Raw genomic sequence first — 17,623 nt, 5'->3', positions numbered from 1 at the left:
CGTGTTATTGTCTTTGCGGTAAAAAACTAAATTTCTATCTCGCCTTTAAATACAAAATCTGCCGGTCCGCAAAGCCAGATGTTTTCAAAAGTATCATCATTAAGTTTATCAAACTCCACTGCAAGGTTACCGCCAAGTGTTTTTATTTCTACACGGTTAAAGCCATTATCATTATGTGCATACACTAATGCAGCAGCAGTAACGCCTGTGCCGCAACTAAGGGTTTCATCTTCTACACCCCGCTCGTAAGTACGCACAAAAATTGATTTATCTTTTTGCTCCACAAAGTTTACATTAATACCATTCTTTTTATATTCCTCGCTATACCTGATATCTTTGCCCGACTTTACTACGTCAAAATGAGTAAGGTCAGTAACAGGTTTTATATAATGTGGCGAGCCTGTATCTAATACTGAATCGGCATAATGCTTTTCGATACCATGCACATCTTTCATTTTTAAATAAACCCAACCATTATCTTCTACAGAAGCTTCATGCTTGCCATCTACAGCAATAAATAAATATTTACGTTTATGTATACCATTATTGTAAGCAAACTTAACGAGACAGCGGCCACCGTTACCACACATGCTGCTTTCACGGCCATCTGCATTAAAGTAGATCATTTCAAAATCAAAACCTTCTTTGCTGTTAAGCAGCATTAATCCATCTGCACCAATACCAAAACGGCGGTCGCATATTTTTTTTACCTGTATTGTTGAAAGCTGAATAGTATTGTTCCTGTTATCGATTATAACAAAATCATTTCCGGTGCCCTGGTATTTATGAAATATAATATGCATTTGTTTGTTTTTAAAGCCTTGCCTGTTGACTCCTGTACTGCAAGTTAATACAGGTTTCTACATTTTGTATTCCTGCTTAATTGAATTAAGACAATCTTATATTCCTTCAATTATCCCTAATGCTTTCTGAATAAGCTTTTCAACTGCTGCCTTTCCATCTTTGGTAAAAGTTTTATTAATGCGGTTGGCAACAATAACATTTACACTGAGGCATTGATGACCCAGCAATTTACCCAAACCATAAATGGCACTTGTTTCCATTTCAAAATTGGTTATACGATGGTTACCATAATAAAATTGCGTGAGTCTGTCAACAAGTTGCGGATTGGTAAGACCTAACCTTAACACTCTCCCCTGTGGTCCATAGAAACCTGGGCATGTAACGGTAATACCATGATGAAAACCATCCACAAAATGTTTAAGCACTGCGCCTGAAGCGCCAGCTATATATGGGTGTGAGAAATTATTATCAAGCTGAGTGTGTGCAGCAAATTGTTGCAGTAAAGTTTTTTCTTCATCATTATTACTATGCTTATAAAAATTAAGCAGGTTATCAATACCAAGGCCATGCGTACCTGCAACAAAACCATCCACCGGAATATCTGCCTGCAAAGAACCGCTGGTGCCAATTCTTATAACTGTTAATGCTGTTAGTTCCTTTTTAATGCTGCGCTCTTCAAGATCAATATTTGCCAATGCATCAAGTTCGTTCATTACAATATCAATATTATCAGGGCCAATACCTGTTGATAAAACAGATATCCTTTTCTTACCAACATAACCTGTATGTGTAATAAACTCACGGTGCTGTTGCTTGTATTCAATCTTGTCAAAATACCTGCTCACCTGCGCCACACGTCCGGGATCGCCAACGGTAATTACTGTTTGCGCCAATTCTTCGGGACGAAGATCCAAATGATAAATAGCGCCCCTGTCGTTAATAATAAGTTCTGATGATGCTATTTTGTGCATTACAGGTAAAATTTTTTTATGAACCCGGCGTTTGAATATAGTTGAACTTCTGTTGCGTCGCACTCTTGTACTGCAACAATTTTATTGAGCTAAATAAAAAGATAAATAATATCACTCAAAAAATATGAGCATTCAATTGTGTGCTCATTTTTCAAAAATACCCTATTTTCGCAGCCTGAAAAAAATGGTTCCGTGGCCGAGTGGCTAGGCAGAGCTCTGCAAAAGCTTCCACAGCAGTTCGAATCTGCTCGGGACCTCAAACAAAAAAGGATCATGCAGGTGATCCTTTTATTTTATGAAACATTCTCAACTAATAGGAATAATAGCCGTGTTTGCATTGATCGGTATATGTTTTATGCCGTGGACATTTATTGCCAGCCAAAATATAACAGTTACTGGTTTTTCTTCTGAAGGTACCAGCTTTGGAAAGCCCGGCTATCTAAATGTGGTGTTATCTGTTGTGTGTCTTATCTTTTTTATCGTTCCTAAGATTTGGGCCAAGCGTACCAATGTATTTATTGCAGCCATTAACCTTGCATGGGCATTTCGAAATTATCTTTTACTAAGCGTTTGTTTACTTGGTGAATGCCCTGAAAAAAAAACCGGTCTTTATTTGCTGCTGCTTGCTGCAGGTATAATACAGGTAATGGCATTGCTGCCTGAGATGAATATAGAGGAGCGTGATAAAAAATAATTACTGCTGATATATTTTCAGAAAGTACAAGTGAGTGACACAACCGGCGATGCCATAAAATTATACTGCTGAAAAAATTAATCTCTATTATTGCTCGGCCCACTGCCTGAATTCTGGCACACGTTCTCTGCTAATGATCATGTCATCTGATTTATTCCCATCTTTCAGATAAAGCATTAGCCTGCTATTATGATAAGGTTTTACCTGCGCAATACTATCGATAGAGACGATAACTTTACGGTTCAAACGAAAAAAATAACGCGGATCTAAAACTGTTTCCAGTTTCTCAAGTGTATAATCAACAGGCAATTTATTCCCTTGCTTGTCTATAATATAAGTGACCTTATCTTCTGCCCTGAAATAGGCAACCTCACTTGTTTTTATGAATATAAGCCGCTGGCCTATTTTAGCAAGAAAACGTTCTTTGTATTGATCTGTAGGAAAATTTTTCAATGCTTTGAAAATGCTGGCATAGTCAGTATGTGCTGCATTAGTAATGAATTTATATTTATCCAGGGCAGCTTTCAGTGCATCGAAACTTACTGGCTTGAGGAGGTAATCAACACTAAAATAACGAAAAGCATCCAGTGCATATTCATTGTATGCTGTGGTAAAAATAACAGGCTTTTGATAGCTGGTGCGTTTAAATATTTCGAAGCTGAATCCATCTGCAAGTTGAATATCCAGCAGCATAACATCCGGGTGTTCATGTTGCTGAAGCCATGCAACAGATTCCTCAATACTATCCAGGCAGGCAAGCAAATCTACAGAAGCATCATAATCTTTCAGCATAAGCTGTAATCGGTGGGCAGCTACTGCTTCATCTTCAATTATTAGTACCCTCATAGGTGTTTATTTCAATTAATGGTAAGGTTACAGAGAAAGAAGATTCATCTTTTATTATAATAATTTCTTTGCCGGCAGTTAACTCATAACGCTTGCGAATATTATTTAAACCAATATTAGAACCCGGCCCTGTTTGCTGCTTAGGTTGCAACTTGTTAATAACAGAAATGGTTTTGTTGCCATTGGCATATATCTTAATATATAATGGTCTTTTTTTTGAAACAATATTATGTTTAATGGCATTTTCTACAAGCATCTGTAGTGCTACCGGAATAATGTAATGACTTTTATATCTCTCCGGTACATCTATATCTAATTCAATAGCATCAGGAAAGCGTTGTTTAAGCAGAAAGAAATAAGGCTGTAAAAAATTCAGCTCCTTATCTAATTCAATTAATTCCTTATTATGATTATTGAGTATATGCATATATACTTTCGAAAAAGCTTCAATAAAATGATTGGCATCCGCACTTTGCTGCATCACAAGGCCAGACAATACATTTAGGTTGTTAAATAAAAAATGAGGATTGATCTGCTGCTTTATGGCAGATAATTCTGCCTGTGCATGCATCCTTTTTAATTCTTCTGCTTCAAGTTCTTTGGTTTTAAATTCCTTTTGATAAACCATTACAAGATTCAGCAAATGCAATAGCAGATTAATTAAAGACGTATAAATCAAAGTAAGCTTTAGCGGATTAAGAATAGAAGCCTGCGGTTCATGTAAAATAATGCTTGCAAAAAACAAGTTAACCCCAATAGTAGCCAGATATGCAACGGATAATCCCACAAAAAAGAATAGTACGCTTCTGCGGATGATATGTTCATTACCGGGAAGCCATTTTTCAAAAACCGGAGACAACAACCTGTTAGCCTCCCATGTAAAAAATGTAATCAACAAAATAACCACGAATGAGTAATACCAATGAATATTGATCTGGAAATAAGTATATACCTGGCACAACTCCGTATTGATATAAGTATATGCAGCAAGTAACAGAATAAAAACGTACCTGTATTTGTGGTTAAAAAACATTAAATAAAAACAAGAAGCCCACCCGTATTGTTCGGATGGGCCATGTGAATTTATATTATGGTAGTAAAACCTGGTCTATTACATGTATCACACCGTTAGTGGTCACAATATCTGTAGCTACGATATTTGAAGCTGTTGTATTAGTATTGCCTTTTACAGTAGCTGTAGCCCCCAGATCAATGGTAACAGTACCACCATTAAGTGTGGAAGGTGTAGCTCCATCTGTAAGATCTGAAGAGAATACTCTTCCGTTTACTACATGATAGGTAAGAATAGATGTAAGCACATCAGGATCTGCGGCCTGTATATCTGCAATAGTAGCAAAACCTGCATTGATAAAAGCCTGGTTGGTTGGTGCAAAAACGGTGAGTGGGTCTGTGCCTGATAATACGCCTGCCACATCTGTCGTTCCCTCACTTGCCCTTAATACTGCTGCCACCAAGTAACTGAAATCAGGATTTGCAACGGCAGTCTCTACAATGTTGCCGGATGGCGGTATTAATACTTTACCAATAACATGCACCACCCCGTTAGAAGCTGCAATATCTGCTGTCACGACTTTTACTCCATTTACAAATACACCCAAACTATTTGAAGTTGTGTAAACAGTTCCGCCACTTAAAACAGTTACGGCGGCATTAGGACCAGCTGGTACGTCTGCAGCCAATACTTTACCTGAAATGATATGATAAGTAAGAATGCCTGCCAATGTTGTAGCGTCAGCGGCTTCAACAGAGGTCTGTGTAGGAAAACCTGCAGCCCTGAATGCGTTATTGGTAGGTGCAAAAACCGTTAGCGCACCAGGTGCGGATAATTCGTCAACCAACCCTGCTTTGGTAGCAGCCGCCAACAAAAAAGAAAAAGAAGTGTCTGAAGCGGCAATTTCTGCAATCGTAGGATCCGTTGGCTGCGGCTGCGGGGTATCGTCGTTACTATTACAACTGGCCATCACAAAAGGAACAAAGGCAGTAAGGAAAAGATTTTTTAAGATGATAGATGCTCTCATATATGTGTTTTATTAGAGTAACACATATGCTTACACATCGTTTTGCTTTTACGACGAATTGTAGATTTCTGTTCGTGAACGGTATAGTAAAATGGATAAACCAACCTTTTGTACCAATCTCCGGTTTTTCAATTTAGCTGCCGTTGCGTCGCACACTTGTACTGGAAAAAAGCTACGAGCTTTTAGCTGCGAGTTTGTTTGGCTAAAGGCTTATAGCTCGTGGCTCAGAGCTTATAATTGTTCCGAACGTACAAGTGAGTGACACAACAAATGATGACAAATGCTTTATGGCTGGCAAACAAAAATGTATTTTAATTTTCTATAGAAGTATTAATAGCAGTTCCTTTAGTGATAGTCTGGTAGACCACGCAATATCTTTCTGTAAGCTGCAACAGTTTTTCAAGCGTTTCTTTAGATGCACCTGTTTCAAGCAAAAAATAAAGTCTGATCATTTTAAAACCTACGGGCACTTCTTTTGAAACACCAAGCGTACCGGAAAAATCAATATCGCCTTCTGCTTTTACAGTTCCGCTTTTTATTTCAATACCCATTGAAGTGGCCACCGCCTTTAATGTAACGCCTGCACAAGCTACAAGCGCTTCAAGCAACATATCTCCCGAACAAAGATGCAATCCATCTCCACCTGTGGCAGGATGCAAACCAGCAGAAGCTATAGCACGGCCCGTTTCTACTTTACAGGAAATATTCTCACCAAGTTTTCCTTCGGCTTTAAGTGTTACAAGTGCAGCGACGGGATTATTACGATACTTTTCTTTGAGTGGCGTTTGGAGTGCTTTTAATTCATAAGCGTTCATAGTAGTGCATTAATATTATAAGACAGATTGTGCTCTCCTACTTCAAATACCTTTTTATTTCTTTTTGTGTATCGCGTTCTTTAATGGTCTCTCTTTTATCGTGCAGTTTTTTACCACGGCCTAACCCAATCTCTACTTTTACAAGATTTTTTTCATTAAAATAAACTTTCAACGGCACAATGGTAAACCCTTTTTCTTTCATCTTCGTTTGCAACTTCTTTAACTCACGTTTGGTAAGCAATAATTTTCTATCGTGTACCGCGATATGATTATTCACCGTACCATGCGAATATTCTGCTATGTATAGGCCACGCACCCACAATTCATTTTTTTCAAACATACAGAATGCATCATTGAAACTTACTTTACCATCGCGTATGGATTTAACTTCTGTGCCCAGCAATACGATGCCTGCTTCATATTTATCATCTATGTAGTAATTATAATACGCCTGCCTGTTGTTCATTTCTTTTGCCATAAAAAATCCCTTCACCGTAAAGTGAAGGGATGCAAAAATAGCTGAATAATTATAATTAGTTTTTCAAAAGCACGATCAGCTGTGTGATGCGCTCTTTCAATTTCTTTCTGTCAATAATAAAATCAAGGAATCCGTGCTCCAGTAAAAATTCACTGCGCTGGAAACCCGGAGGCAGGTCTTTCTTAATTGTTTCTTTTATTACACGTGGCCCCGCAAAACCAATAAGTGCACCCGGTTCTGCAATATTAAGATCACCCAGCATACCAAAGCTTGCCGAGATACCCCCAAAAGTTGGATCGGTTAGTAAAGAAATGTAAGGCAGTTTTGCCTCACTCAGTTGTGCCAGCTTGCCGCTTGTTTTAGCTAACTGCATTAAGCTAAAAGCACTTTCCATCATACGTGCACCGCCACTTTTACTTATAACAAGGTAAGGTAATTTATGTTCAAGACAGAAATCAACAGCCCGGCTAAACTTCTCTCCCATCACACTACCAAGAGAACCGCCAATGAATTCAAAATCCATACAGGCAACTACCAGTTCCTGGCCGTTTACTTTGCCCACACCCACACGCATACTGTCTTTAAGATCAGTCTTTGCATGAATTTCTTCCAGTCTTTTCTTATATGGTTTCAGATCTGTAAAGCCCAGGAAATCTTTACTTACAATGTTGTCATACATTACTTTGTATTCGCCATTGTCGAAAAGAATATCAAAATAATCCTCACTGCTAATACGGTGATGGTAATTGCACTTGGGGCAAACAAAAAGATTCTCCTGTAATTCTGTTGTAGTGGTTATATAATTGCATTCCGGGCATTTGTTCCATAACCCTTCCGGAGTTTCTTTTTTATCAGCCGTGGATGTAGTGATACCTTTTCTCAAACGCTTATACCATTTCTGCCTCGGTTCTCCATGTTGTACGTTGGAACCCTCTTCCCCCGACAAGCTGGTATCAAAATCCTCTTCCTTTTTTATTGTCATAAAGGCGTATTGAAGAAAGCAAAAATAAGGAGTTTAGCCAATTACGGATTTTTTCGTGAAAATAATTTGGATACCAGCTTCTTGTATAGGTGGCATCGGCGGTTGTGTCACTCACTTGTGCGTTTAGAACAATGATAAGCTGTGAGCCACGAGCTATGAGCTTCGAGCCAAAAAAACTCGCAGCTCGCAGCTAAAAGCTCATAGCTTTTCTTCAGTAAAAGTGTGCGACGCAACAAATGTTCATTAGTGTATCTACAGCCGGGAACATAAGAAAACACAGTATTTTATCAGTGTTAAACAGTATCTTCGCTACCCCAAAAACAATCTTCAATAAAAAGTAAATAAGCATGGCTAAATATTCTTCCGGCGTTCTGTTCGGTGATGAATTACAGGCATTGTATGATGATGCCAAAGAAAACAAATTTGCACTTCCGGCAGTAAATGTAATTGGTACAGACTCTGTAAATGCGGTATTGGAAACTGCAGCTAAAGTAGGTTCTCCTGTTATTATACAATTCAGCAATGGAGGTGCACAGTTCTTTGCAGGTAAAGGAATGCCTAACGATAAATTACAGGCAAACATTATTGGTGCTGTAAGCGGTGCCATGCATGTACATAATGTTGCTGCATATTATGGTGTACCTGTTGTATTGCATACAGACCATGCAGCAAAAAAATGGTTGCCATGGATAGATGCCTTATTAACTGCCGGCGAAGAATACAAAGCGAAGAACGGTCGTCCTTTATATAGTTCACACATGCTCGATCTCAGTGAAGAACCGCTGCATGAAAATATTGAGCTCTCTTTTGAATTTTTCAAACGCATGAACAAACTGGGCATGAGCATCGAGATAGAGCTTGGTGTAACAGGTGGTGAAGAAGATGGTGTTGATAATTCTGATGTAGAAAATTCAAAACTTTATACACAACCTTCTGAAGTATCACAGGCTTATGATGCATTGAGCAAGGTTGGTTCAAGATTTACAGTGGCCGCTTCATTTGGCAATGTTCATGGTGTGTACAGTCCGGGTAATGTGGAACTGCGTCCTGCAATTTTGAAAAACAGCCAGGAATTTATCGCACAAAAACTTGGTTTATCCGCAGGCAGTAAACCAGTTTACTTTGTATTCCATGGTGGTAGCGGTTCTCCAAAAAGCCAGATCCACGAAACACTGGATTATGGTGTAATAAAAATGAATATTGATACTGATATGCAGTGGGCATTTTGGGAAGGTGTACTTGGTTATTACAAAAAGAATGAAGCTTACCTGCAGGGCCAGCTTGGTAATCCTGAAGGTGCAGAAAAACCAAATAAAAAATATTACGATCCGCGTGTTTGGTTGAGAAAAGGCCAGGACAATTTTGTAAAACGCCTGGAAGAAGCATTTACCGATCTAAATTGCATCGGCAGAAATAAGTAAAGGTTATCCAGTTGACCATAAGTAAAGAGAGAGGCATTGCTTCTCTCTTTCTATTTTTATGAAGTAAGCTGCATTGCTGCTACGATACTTTGGTTGTGTCACTCACTTGTACGCTTTGTTCTTTGTGCAGCATTTTATGCAATGTCATTATATTTTGTTTACGGGTACTCATTTATCTTATTGATCAATTCTTTGAAGTATTGCACTACGTATAAAAGACGGCTCCCGTACCAGCTAAACATTTCTCCATCTACCATTAATATTTTTGCAGCAGGTAAAACTGCTTTTATTTCTTCCACATGTTTTTCTTTAAATGGATAGGGTTCTGATGAAAGTAATATCAATTGAACACTGTGTTCTTTAAGTTGCTGCAAAGTAATTTCCGGATAACGTTGTTCTTTTTCAAACACGTTCTGCAGACCACACCTTTTCAACATATCATTTATAAAAGTATCTCCGCCGATAGTCATGTAAGGATTGCGCCAGATTAGATAAGCAGTGGGTAGTTGAAAGTTTTCAGCTTGCAATTTTTGAAACTGCTGTTGAATATTTTGACTAATCTGTTTTGATTGCTGGCTTCGGTCTATAAGCACCCCAATGCTCTCAATCATATCAATCGCATCTTCAAGATTATATATATCGCTTACCCAAACAGGTGCTATCTTTTCTAGTTCTTCAATTTGTTCCTTCACATTTTCTTCTTTATTGGCAATAATCAGATCGGGTTCCAGCGATTTTACTTTTTCTATGTTCACGTTCTTTGTGCCACCGATTCTTGTTTTGTTTCTGAACCAGCTTTGTGGATGCACACAGAATTTAGTGATGCCAATTACTTCTCCTTCCAAGCCAAGATCATGCAATAATTCTGTTTGTGAGGGCACAAGGGAAATGATACGCTTTAGCGGGTAGTTAGTAAGCTTTACTTTTCTTTGTAAATGATCAACCATTTCAAACATACGTAAAGATAGTTTTTACCAACTTATGGAAAACCTGCAAAACTGCATCATAAGCTAAACCTTAGCTATGAAGCAAATGAGTATCATCTTTTTCGTGCTGCTTTGCTGCTGCATTGTACTTATTGTTGTCTTTAATGATCTTGCTGAATTACCTGGCGTAAAAACTACTTCATCAGCTATTACTTCTAATAAAACTTCTGTCAGGCCACCGCAATACATTTATGAAATTCCTTTACCCGAAGGTTATAAAAGGGTTACAATGCCTGATGCTTCTTTTGGAGCGTGGCTGCAAAAGATAAAACTCAGGAAAAACAATACCGTTTATTTATACAATGGGCAACCTAAACCCGATCAAACTTTACATTATGCAGTACTTGATTTTTCTACAGGCAATAAAGACCTTCAGCAATGTGCTGATGCAATTATGAGACTGAGAGCAGAATATTATTTTTCAAGGAATGAATACAGTAAGATCAATTTTAAATCGGCAAATAAAAATTTCAATTTCCAGGATTGGTTATACCGTATTAATAATCCTGAACAGGATAAGCATAACCTAATGTTACAATTTATGCAGGATGTATTTATTAATTGTGGTACTTATACTGTTGATGAAATGACTGGTAATATTGCGATGAAAGAAATGCAACCGGGAGATATATTAGTAAAAGCAGGTTCCCCAGGCCATGCAATGGTTGTTGCAGATGTTGCTGTTAATGAAATAACCGGAAAGAAAATTTATTTACTTGCCCAAGGTTATATGCCTGCGCAGGATATGCATATTGTTATTAATCCGAATAACAAAAAGTTGAGCCCGTGGTATGAAGTTGATAAGCATTCAAAAGTTATAACACCCGGATGGATCTTTGAAGAGAATCAATTAAAACGATGGAAGAATTAAGCTGCATAAAGAATTAACTGTACAAGAGTGCGACGCAACAACCGATGCCAAAAAAAGAAAAGCTGACAACAAAAATCTCTTATGCAGTTTCTTTTTCTTCTTTCAATTTTTTCTTAATAACAGCCGCCGTTTTATGATCACCTGTATGGCTCCAGCCGGGAGGCATAATCATATACAATAGTTTATTGGTAATGCCTGGTGCATTTTTCATATCGAGAAACAGATAATAGATCTCGCCAAAATAAACGTCCCAGAAATTTTTTGCATTGATCTTTCTTGTGATACCGTATTGAATAGGTATACTCGTGTCCTCATACTGAAATGTGCCAAACATTCTATCCCAAATATTGAGAAGATTACAAAAATTAGTATCCATATACAACGGATTTTTTGCATGATGTACACGATGATGGGAAGGTGTTAATATTATTTTATTCAGGAATCCCATGCGTGCATCTTTCATAAAATTTTCGCCCACATGAATAAATGCACCCCATGTACCATCGATGAACATGATAAAAAACAATAACGGCGGGTTTACACCTAATAGAATACAAATACTTGTGCGGATAAAATCTGCATAAGGCGCTTCAAGAAAAAAATGTGCGAATGTTACGGAAAGGTTCATGGTCTCCGGTGCATGGTGCGTTGAATGCAGGCACCAGAATAATCTTACTTTATGCCCAAGATAATGATAGACAAAATGTGCAAGCTCCCATACTATGTAACCATAGATAAGCCAATACCAGGTAAAGCCTGTTTTAAAGATCGCATACTTTTCAAATAAACCAATACAAAATGCAACGGCAGCTATAGCAATGAAACGCGAGATAAACCTGTTGGCAACAAAAATTATAAATGGAATCTTATATTCTTCCATCTTAAATTTCTTATAGAATATGGCACGGAAAATTTCTATCAATAATATCAGCGGTATAAGCGGGCCGATAGCAGCAATTACTCCATCAAATGTTAGCAGGCTGCTGTAATCATTCTTTTGCATCATTTCAACCCAATGACCAATGCCAAAGAATCCAATTACTTCATCATAAAGTTGTTTCAGAATATCCATTTTTTTAACCAGATATTAATCGTCAGAAAAATTACAATTATCATTTACGTACAAATAAAATTATCATTTAATTACTGATAAAACTTTTTGTTATTATCAATAACCACTTCATTTTTAGCTTGCAAAGCCATGTGTAATATTTTTTTATACCCAACTGCTGTATTGCTGTTAAACTTTACTTGCGTCGCACTCTTCAACGTTTTGTTCTGTCATGAACAAGTAAGCGGCCACTCATATATTTAGCTTAAACAATTGACTGAACTGTTTTATCTTTCTTATATAATTTTTTACTTAAAATGACAGTATCACCAACACCAACAAAACAGCGGGTTCATTCTATAGATATACTTCGCGGACTTGTAATGCTCATTATGGCACTTGATCATGTAAGAGATTTTTTTCACATACATGGCATGGATGATACACCAACTAACCTGGCCACTACAACACCATTTTTGTTTTTCACGAGATGGATAACGCATTTCTGTGCACCAACATTTGTATTTCTTTCAGGCGTGTCTGCATTTATAGCAGGGCAGCGTAAAACAAAAAAAGAGTTAAGTTCATTTCTTATCAGGCGGGGCTTGTGGTTAATACTTGCAGAGATCACTATTATTACATTAGCGCTTACTTACGACCCGTTATATCATAAGATCATACTCCAGGTTATATGGGCAATAGGTTTTAGTATGATCATTCTTGGATTACTGACAAGAACTTCTATGACTGTAATTGTCATTACAGGGCTATTACTGGTAATAGGTCATAATATTTTTGATTATATAAGAACTGATGGCAGTGATATTGGTTCCCTGCTTACAAAAGCTTTTATCGCCTCAGGCTTCAATGCCATTCCACTTGGGGACAATCATGTGATATTGATGTTCTACACTGCATTGCCGTGGGCTGGTGTAATGCTGTTGGGTTACGCATTTGGAACGATCTACAGATCGTATTACGAGGCCAGGCGCAGGAAAGTACTTATCTTGTTTTCGGGATTAACGATAACGATTTTATTTATTCTGCTGCGCTTTATAAATATGTACGGCGATCCGGCACAATGGTCTGTACAAAAAGATGCAACATATACGCTGCTTTCATTTTTGAATACAACAAAATACCCGCCTTCTTTAATGTATTTGTGTATGACGATTGGACCAGCACTAATAATACTGGCACTAACTGAAACGGCGCAAAACAGAATAGCGAAAATATTGATGATATATGGTCGCGTACCTTTCTTTTACTATATGTTGCATTTCTTTATTATTCATACTTTATTAGTAATACTTTTTTATGTATCCGGATACGGAACTAAAGATATTGCTGATCCTAATATTCCCTTTAATTTCAGGCCACTGCATTTTGGATATGATCTTGGTACAGTTTACCTGATCTGGTTTTGTGTTATTGCATCGCTTTATTTTCCGTGTAAGTGGTTCAACAAGTATAAAACCACACATAGCCAATGGTGGCTGAGTTATGTATAAATAGCAATTTGTAAATTGTGATGCTTATTGCTGAAGATATAACAAAGCCCTGAAGTGTGCGACGCAACAAAGTTTAATAGCATCACCACTGCAGGGCTAAAAGAAATTATAACGTGCGGTTTTATTTGGCAAGACTTTGTATTACATCGTAACGTGTAACAATATGATAATCTCCCTTTTCATCTTTCGCTAACACAGCGCCATTCTCTTTGGTAATAAGGCTACCCAGTCTTTCAACAGGTGTGTCAAAAGCTACGACAGGATAAGGGGTTTCAATAACACTCTGTATGGTTGCGTTTTTGATTTCAGGATCGCTAAATACTTTTTTGAACAACCCATTCTCGCTAATTGCGCCAACCGGCTCTTCTCCGTTCATTACCGGCACCTGGTCTATATCATATTTTTTCATAAGCTCTACAGCTTCTGCAACAGTGTGTGTGGGCTGAACCGTGATAAGTTTTTTATGAGCTCTTGCATTGACGATGTCTTTGAACGTTTTTACATCGAGAAAGCCGCGTTCCATCATCCATTGATCGTTGTAAATTTTTGCAACATAGCGGCTACCATGATCATGAAAAATACAAACGACAACATCATCCTTTTTCAGGCGATCTTTTAATTGCATTAAACCCTGCAAGCAGCTACCAGCGCTGTATCCACAAAACAGACCTTCTTCTTTTGCTATGCGACGTGCCATAATAGCACCATCTTTATCTGTTACCTGTTCGAAGTGATCTATTACACTCATGTCGTAATTCTGTGGTACAAAGTCTTCCCCAAAACCTTCGCTGATATAGGGATGCACCTCATTCATATCCACTTCACCTGTACGGAAATATTTTGTAAGCAATGAGCCATATACATCAATTGCCCAAACCTGTATATCAGGATTCTGCTCTTTTAAATACATGGCGGTTCCGGTGATCGTGCCGCCTGTTCCCGCAGTGCAAACAAAATGTGTTATTTTCCCTTCAGTTTGCTTCCATATTTCGGGGCCCGTTGTTTCGTAATGTGCAAGTCGATTTGCAAGATTGTCATATTGATTGCAGAGATAAGAATTAGGGATTTCCTTTTCTAATCTTCTTGCAACAGAATAATAACTACGTGGATCATCAGGCTCTACATTGGTGGGGCAAACAATTACTTCTGCGCCTACCGCTTTAAGAATATCCATCTTTTCTTTACTCTGCTTATCAGTTGTAGTAAAAATGCATTTGTAACCTTTTACGCATGCCGCTAAAGCAAGTCCCATGCCCGTATTGCCACTTGTACATTCAATGATAGTACCGCCAGGTTTTAGTTTACCTTCTTTTTCTGCAACCTCTACCATCTTCAATGCCATTCGGTCTTTTATTGAATTGCCTGGATTAAAATAATCCACCTTTGCAAGCACAGTTGCCGGAATGTCTTTTACAATTTTATTCAGTTTAATGAGCGGGGTATTGCCAATGGTTTCGAGAATATTATTTAGCCACATACTAACGAGTGTTTGCGGCAAAAGTAAGGGATTTGAGGTTGCTAAAACCTGCAGTAAAATGAAGATAAAATGCGAAGCAAAATTTAAAACGATTAAACCAATTGCTTTTTACACAACCATTATTAACATATGTTAATTACTTATACAGGTTTTTTTATATAAAAAATAAAATATAACTGTAAATTGTAGGCTGCCATATGTTTCTTAAACTCTGACCAGTTTATGTATACCAAAGAACTAAAAAGTAACGATCCATTTTCTTTTGTGGTTTTAGAAAGGCAATTATTCCTTGAAAAAATAAAGCTTAAAGAAAGAAATAATATTCTTTATGCTAAAAGAAATTTATTGTGGCTCAGTTTGGCTTATGCCGGAATACTAGCCACAGTAATACTGTGTCTATTATAGGAATATACAAATGTGTCTTTTCATTACAGCACTTGCCTGGCTTTTTGAAGCCGGCTAATTACAATTATCTCTTCTTCTTGTATCTATTAAGTATTGAATCTTCCACAAACCATTTATGCGAACAAGCTGGTACGAGTCAGCGCCGCAGTGACTAAAATTTCCTTTGTAGTAAAATTTATAGGGTGTCCATGCAATGGCCAATGCCCCATCTATTCTTATTACATCAAAAGTTATTCTTTCATCTGCATCGCCTTTCTTTACAGTAGCAATAAAATCTGCAAATTCTTTTACTGCGTCTGTTGAAATTTTTACTGTATCATTCCTGTTTGAAACCGATTGCAATATTGCACTATCTGCAAAGCAATCAGTAAGTGATTTACTATCTGCATTGCGCATTGCATCAAATAATCTATTGATGACTGCCTTTACTGAATCTTCAGCAGTTTGGGCGTTTACTGTATACGAAAAACAACAAGTAACCAAGGCCAGCAGGGATATTTTTCTCATGGTGGATGTTTTAATGAATGTATGCTAATTACATACAAGGTAAATAACCATTCATAAAAAAGTCACCTGTAAACAGATGACTTCGAAAATTATTTTAAGGAATTTGTGTTTAAACTCATGATGCCAGAAGCACTTCAGATGAACGGATTGCGACGCAACGAAGATGCCATGAGAACCTTTGCCGGTATCATAAAAATAAATTTACATATAGCCGAGTATCTTTAACATGCTTTGTGCAGTTTGTTCTTTTGCATACACCCAATCTACAAGCTTCCCATTTTTGTCGTGACCAACAATGATATGTTTTGGCGATGGAATAAGGCAATGTTTTATACCACCGTAACCACTGATCTGATCCTGGTAAGCGCCTGTATGAAAGAACCCAACGTAAAGTGGCTCCTTATTGTCGGTGCTTGTATTGCTTATGCCGTATGGCTGAGTCATGCCATTACCTTCTGAAATTTTTGGCAGAAACACTTCATTAATGTGCTCTTCCGAATCGTAGTAATCATGACTATCACATGTAATGCCACCAAGCACTACGCGTTGGTACTCATTTTCCCATTTGTTAATAGGCAGCATTAGAAACTTCTCTCCTATGCCCCATGTATCCGGCAAAGTTGTAATGAAAGAAGAATCGATCATGTACCAGGTTTCGCGGTCGTTCTGCACTTTTTGCGCAATTACGCTATAGATGTGCGCCATACTTTCGCCAACAGTGTAGCTGCCAAATTCTGTATAAATATTTGGCATTTGCACATTCGCTTTTTTGCACGCTTTTTTTATGTTGCCAACAATCTCGTTGATCATGAACTGGTAATCATATTCAAAGCCAAGTGAATGTTTTATGGGAAAACCACCGCCAATATTTATTGAATCAAGTTCGGGGCATATCTTTTTTAGCTGGCAATAAAGGTTAATGATCTTGTTTAACTCGCTCCAGTAATAGATATCGTCTTTAATACCTTTGTTCAAAAAGATGTGCAACATCTTTAACTGGAACTTATCTTCATAACCTTCAATATTGTCAACATAAAATTCCAATATATCTTTCGCTCTTATGCCAAGTCTTGAAGTATAAAAAGGAAACGTTGGTTCTTCCTCAGCAGCTATTCTGATTCCCAGTTTAAATGGTTGCTTTACGCTGCGCTTATAGGCCTGTAACTCATCTTTATTGTCCAAAACAGGTATTACATTTTTGAAACCTGAATTAATGAGTTTTGCAATTCTTGAGGTGTAACCTTTCTGCTTAAATCCGTTGCAGATAATAAAAATATCTTTATTGATCTTCCTGCGCTGGTATAGCTTATTGATAATCTCAATGTCATAAGCATAAGAGGTCTCTAAATGAATTTCATGTTTCAGCGCTTCTTCTACCACAAAAGAGAAATGCGAACTCTTGGTACAATAACAATAAAAATATTTGCCTTCGTATTTGTGCTTTTTCATAGCATCTGCAAACATCTTTTTAGCCTTGTTTATCTGCATACCTATCTTGGGTAAATAACTAAGTTTCATGGGCGTACCATATTTCTCAATCAAAGCTTTCAGGTCAAGCCCGTTAAACTCAAGGTAGTTATCGTCTCCAATATCAAAGTCTTCCTGCGGAAAGTGGAAGGTTTGCTTCACCAGTGAGGTGTAAGAATTGTTCATCCCTTCGGGTTAGTTATATTGTAAAAAGAAAATTTGAACGCACAAAAATAATCGTTTGAAATTATCACAACATAAAAAAAACCGGGAGCCATTGACCACCCGGTTTTATATG

The 17,623-nt window shown here is 37.6% G+C and carries 17 protein-coding genes and 1 tRNA gene; 5 read left to right on the top strand and 13 right to left on the bottom strand.

All coding sequences use genetic code 11. The annotated features are described in order from the left end of the window. Positions 1–26 precede the first annotated feature (26 nt). On the bottom strand, positions 27–803 hold the full coding sequence (dapF, locus tag FRZ67_RS20560) for a diaminopimelate epimerase (RefSeq protein WP_147192453.1): 777 nt from the start codon (positions 801–803) through the stop codon (positions 27–29). Positions 804–899: 96 nt separating this feature from the next. Further along, entirely contained in the window at positions 900–1,775 is an 876-nt protein-coding gene (locus FRZ67_RS20555; RefSeq protein WP_147192452.1) for a nucleoside phosphorylase, read from the bottom strand. A 186-nt stretch (positions 1,776–1,961) separates the two neighbouring features. On the opposite strand from FRZ67_RS20555, the gene FRZ67_RS20550 reads away from it, so the two are divergent. Together FRZ67_RS20550 and FRZ67_RS20545 are read left to right on the top strand one after the other, a co-directional pair. Continuing rightward, positions 1,962–2,032 (top strand) — tRNA-Cys (locus FRZ67_RS20550). 38 nt (positions 2,033–2,070) lie between these two features. Beyond that, positions 2,071–2,469: a hypothetical protein gene (locus FRZ67_RS20545; protein ID WP_147192451.1), complete on the top strand. Its 399-nt coding sequence runs from the start codon at positions 2,071–2,073 to the stop codon at positions 2,467–2,469. A gap of 87 nt (positions 2,470–2,556) precedes the next feature. Here the strand turns inward: FRZ67_RS20545 and FRZ67_RS20540 are convergent, their stop codons facing one another. The 6 genes from FRZ67_RS20540 to accD form a co-directional block, all read right to left on the bottom strand. Further along, the gene (locus tag FRZ67_RS20540) at positions 2,557–3,315 is read right to left on the bottom strand and encodes a LytR/AlgR family response regulator transcription factor (protein WP_147192450.1); all 759 of its coding nucleotides are present in this window, start codon (positions 3,313–3,315) and stop codon (positions 2,557–2,559) included. Then, a complete protein-coding gene (locus tag FRZ67_RS20535) occupies positions 3,296–4,348 on the bottom strand; it encodes a sensor histidine kinase (RefSeq protein WP_147192449.1) in 1,053 nt (350 codons plus the stop codon). The genes FRZ67_RS20540 and FRZ67_RS20535 overlap by 20 nt, the downstream gene beginning before the upstream one ends. 55 nt (positions 4,349–4,403) lie before the next feature. Further along, positions 4,404–5,354 (bottom strand): fasciclin domain-containing protein, encoded by a 951-nt coding sequence (locus FRZ67_RS20530; protein WP_147192448.1) that lies wholly within the window; start codon positions 5,352–5,354, stop codon positions 4,404–4,406. Between the two features lie 311 nt (positions 5,355–5,665). Continuing rightward, complete coding sequence (locus FRZ67_RS20525) at positions 5,666–6,169, bottom strand: OsmC family protein (RefSeq protein ID WP_147192447.1); 504 nt, start codon at positions 6,167–6,169, stop codon at positions 5,666–5,668. A 37-nt stretch (positions 6,170–6,206) separates the two neighbouring features. Next, positions 6,207–6,647, bottom strand: a complete 441-nt coding sequence (smpB, locus tag FRZ67_RS20520; RefSeq protein WP_147192446.1) for an SsrA-binding protein — start codon at positions 6,645–6,647, stop codon at positions 6,207–6,209. A gap of 55 nt (positions 6,648–6,702) precedes the next feature. Beyond that, positions 6,703–7,629, bottom strand: a complete 927-nt coding sequence (accD, locus tag FRZ67_RS20515; protein WP_147192445.1) for an acetyl-CoA carboxylase, carboxyltransferase subunit beta — start codon at positions 7,627–7,629, stop codon at positions 6,703–6,705. Positions 7,630–7,976: 347 nt separating this feature from the next. Here accD and fbaA point away from each other — a divergent pair, with 347 nt between their 5' ends. Then, positions 7,977–9,050 carry a class II fructose-bisphosphate aldolase gene (gene fbaA, locus FRZ67_RS20510; RefSeq protein ID WP_147192444.1) on the top strand — a complete coding sequence of 358 codons (1,074 nt, stop codon included), beginning with the start codon at positions 7,977–7,979 and terminating at the stop codon, positions 9,048–9,050. 158 nt (positions 9,051–9,208) lie between these two features. Here fbaA and FRZ67_RS20505 read toward each other — a convergent pair whose 3' ends face one another. Continuing rightward, positions 9,209–10,006 (bottom strand): ABC transporter substrate-binding protein, encoded by a 798-nt coding sequence (locus FRZ67_RS20505; RefSeq protein ID WP_147192443.1) that lies wholly within the window; start codon positions 10,004–10,006, stop codon positions 9,209–9,211. A gap of 67 nt (positions 10,007–10,073) precedes the next feature. On the opposite strand from FRZ67_RS20505, the gene FRZ67_RS20500 reads away from it, so the two are divergent. Next, positions 10,074–10,907, top strand: coding sequence for a DUF4846 domain-containing protein (locus FRZ67_RS20500; protein WP_147192442.1), 834 nt, complete (start codon positions 10,074–10,076; stop codon positions 10,905–10,907). A gap of 79 nt (positions 10,908–10,986) precedes the next feature. On the opposite strand, the gene FRZ67_RS20495 is transcribed toward FRZ67_RS20500, so the two are convergent. Further along, positions 10,987–11,979: a sterol desaturase family protein gene (locus FRZ67_RS20495; protein ID WP_147192441.1), complete on the bottom strand. Its 993-nt coding sequence runs from the start codon at positions 11,977–11,979 to the stop codon at positions 10,987–10,989. Positions 11,980–12,275: 296 nt separating this feature from the next. Here FRZ67_RS20495 and FRZ67_RS20490 point away from each other — a divergent pair, with 296 nt between their 5' ends. Continuing rightward, positions 12,276–13,469 carry an acetyltransferase domain-containing protein gene (locus FRZ67_RS20490; protein WP_147192440.1) on the top strand — a complete coding sequence of 398 codons (1,194 nt, stop codon included), beginning with the start codon at positions 12,276–12,278 and terminating at the stop codon, positions 13,467–13,469. Positions 13,470–13,590: 121 nt separating this feature from the next. Here the strand turns inward: FRZ67_RS20490 and FRZ67_RS20485 are convergent, their stop codons facing one another. The 3 genes from FRZ67_RS20485 to FRZ67_RS20475 all read right to left on the bottom strand — a co-directional run bounded on the left by FRZ67_RS20485 (position 13,591) and on the right by FRZ67_RS20475 (position 17,511). Continuing rightward, positions 13,591–14,946, bottom strand: coding sequence for a pyridoxal-phosphate dependent enzyme (locus FRZ67_RS20485; RefSeq protein ID WP_147192439.1), 1,356 nt, complete (start codon positions 14,944–14,946; stop codon positions 13,591–13,593). 459 nt (positions 14,947–15,405) lie between these two features. Then, positions 15,406–15,858: a nuclear transport factor 2 family protein gene (locus FRZ67_RS20480; protein WP_147192438.1), complete on the bottom strand. Its 453-nt coding sequence runs from the start codon at positions 15,856–15,858 to the stop codon at positions 15,406–15,408. A 201-nt stretch (positions 15,859–16,059) separates the two neighbouring features. After that, positions 16,060–17,511 (bottom strand): type III PLP-dependent enzyme domain-containing protein, encoded by a 1,452-nt coding sequence (locus FRZ67_RS20475; protein WP_147192437.1) that lies wholly within the window; start codon positions 17,509–17,511, stop codon positions 16,060–16,062. Positions 17,512–17,623: the final 112 nt, after the last annotated feature.

Origin of the sequence: Panacibacter ginsenosidivorans (assembly GCF_007971225.1) — a bacterium.
In the GTDB taxonomy this organism is placed as follows: domain Bacteria; phylum Bacteroidota; class Bacteroidia; order Chitinophagales; family Chitinophagaceae; genus Panacibacter; species Panacibacter ginsenosidivorans.
The sequence above is the reverse complement of the archived record's forward strand: the minus strand, read 5'-3'. Positions and strand labels throughout refer to the sequence as shown.

Excerpts from the sequence above, each read along its gene's own strand:
- accD (WP_147192445.1), bottom strand. The coding sequence starts at position 7,629 with ATGACAATAAAAAAGGAAGAGGATTTTGATACCAGCTTGTCGGGGGAA.
- FRZ67_RS20475 (WP_147192437.1), bottom strand. The coding sequence starts at position 17,511 with ATGAACAATTCTTACACCTCACTGGTGAAGCAAACCTTCCACTTTCCG.
- FRZ67_RS20535 (WP_147192449.1), bottom strand. The coding sequence starts at position 4,348 with ATGTTTTTTAACCACAAATACAGGTACGTTTTTATTCTGTTACTTGCT.
- FRZ67_RS20505 (WP_147192443.1), bottom strand. The coding sequence starts at position 10,006 with ATGTTTGAAATGGTTGATCATTTACAAAGAAAAGTAAAGCTTACTAAC.
- FRZ67_RS20530 (WP_147192448.1), bottom strand. The coding sequence starts at position 5,354 with ATGAGAGCATCTATCATCTTAAAAAATCTTTTCCTTACTGCCTTTGTT.
- FRZ67_RS20500 (WP_147192442.1), top strand. The coding sequence starts at position 10,074 with ATGAAGCAAATGAGTATCATCTTTTTCGTGCTGCTTTGCTGCTGCATT.
- FRZ67_RS20480 (WP_147192438.1), bottom strand. The coding sequence starts at position 15,858 with ATGAGAAAAATATCCCTGCTGGCCTTGGTTACTTGTTGTTTTTCGTAT.
- FRZ67_RS20495 (WP_147192441.1), bottom strand. The coding sequence starts at position 11,979 with ATGGATATTCTGAAACAACTTTATGATGAAGTAATTGGATTCTTTGGC.
- FRZ67_RS20490 (WP_147192440.1), top strand. The coding sequence starts at position 12,276 with ATGACAGTATCACCAACACCAACAAAACAGCGGGTTCATTCTATAGAT.
- FRZ67_RS20545 (WP_147192451.1), top strand. The coding sequence starts at position 2,071 with ATGAAACATTCTCAACTAATAGGAATAATAGCCGTGTTTGCATTGATC.
- FRZ67_RS20555 (WP_147192452.1), bottom strand. The coding sequence starts at position 1,775 with ATGCACAAAATAGCATCATCAGAACTTATTATTAACGACAGGGGCGCT.
- FRZ67_RS20485 (WP_147192439.1), bottom strand. The coding sequence starts at position 14,946 with ATGTGGCTAAATAATATTCTCGAAACCATTGGCAATACCCCGCTCATT.
- dapF (WP_147192453.1), bottom strand. The coding sequence starts at position 803 with ATGCATATTATATTTCATAAATACCAGGGCACCGGAAATGATTTTGTT.
- FRZ67_RS20540 (WP_147192450.1), bottom strand. The coding sequence starts at position 3,315 with ATGAGGGTACTAATAATTGAAGATGAAGCAGTAGCTGCCCACCGATTA.
- smpB (WP_147192446.1), bottom strand. The coding sequence starts at position 6,647 with ATGGCAAAAGAAATGAACAACAGGCAGGCGTATTATAATTACTACATA.
- fbaA (WP_147192444.1), top strand. The coding sequence starts at position 7,977 with ATGGCTAAATATTCTTCCGGCGTTCTGTTCGGTGATGAATTACAGGCA.
- FRZ67_RS20525 (WP_147192447.1), bottom strand. The coding sequence starts at position 6,169 with ATGAACGCTTATGAATTAAAAGCACTCCAAACGCCACTCAAAGAAAAG.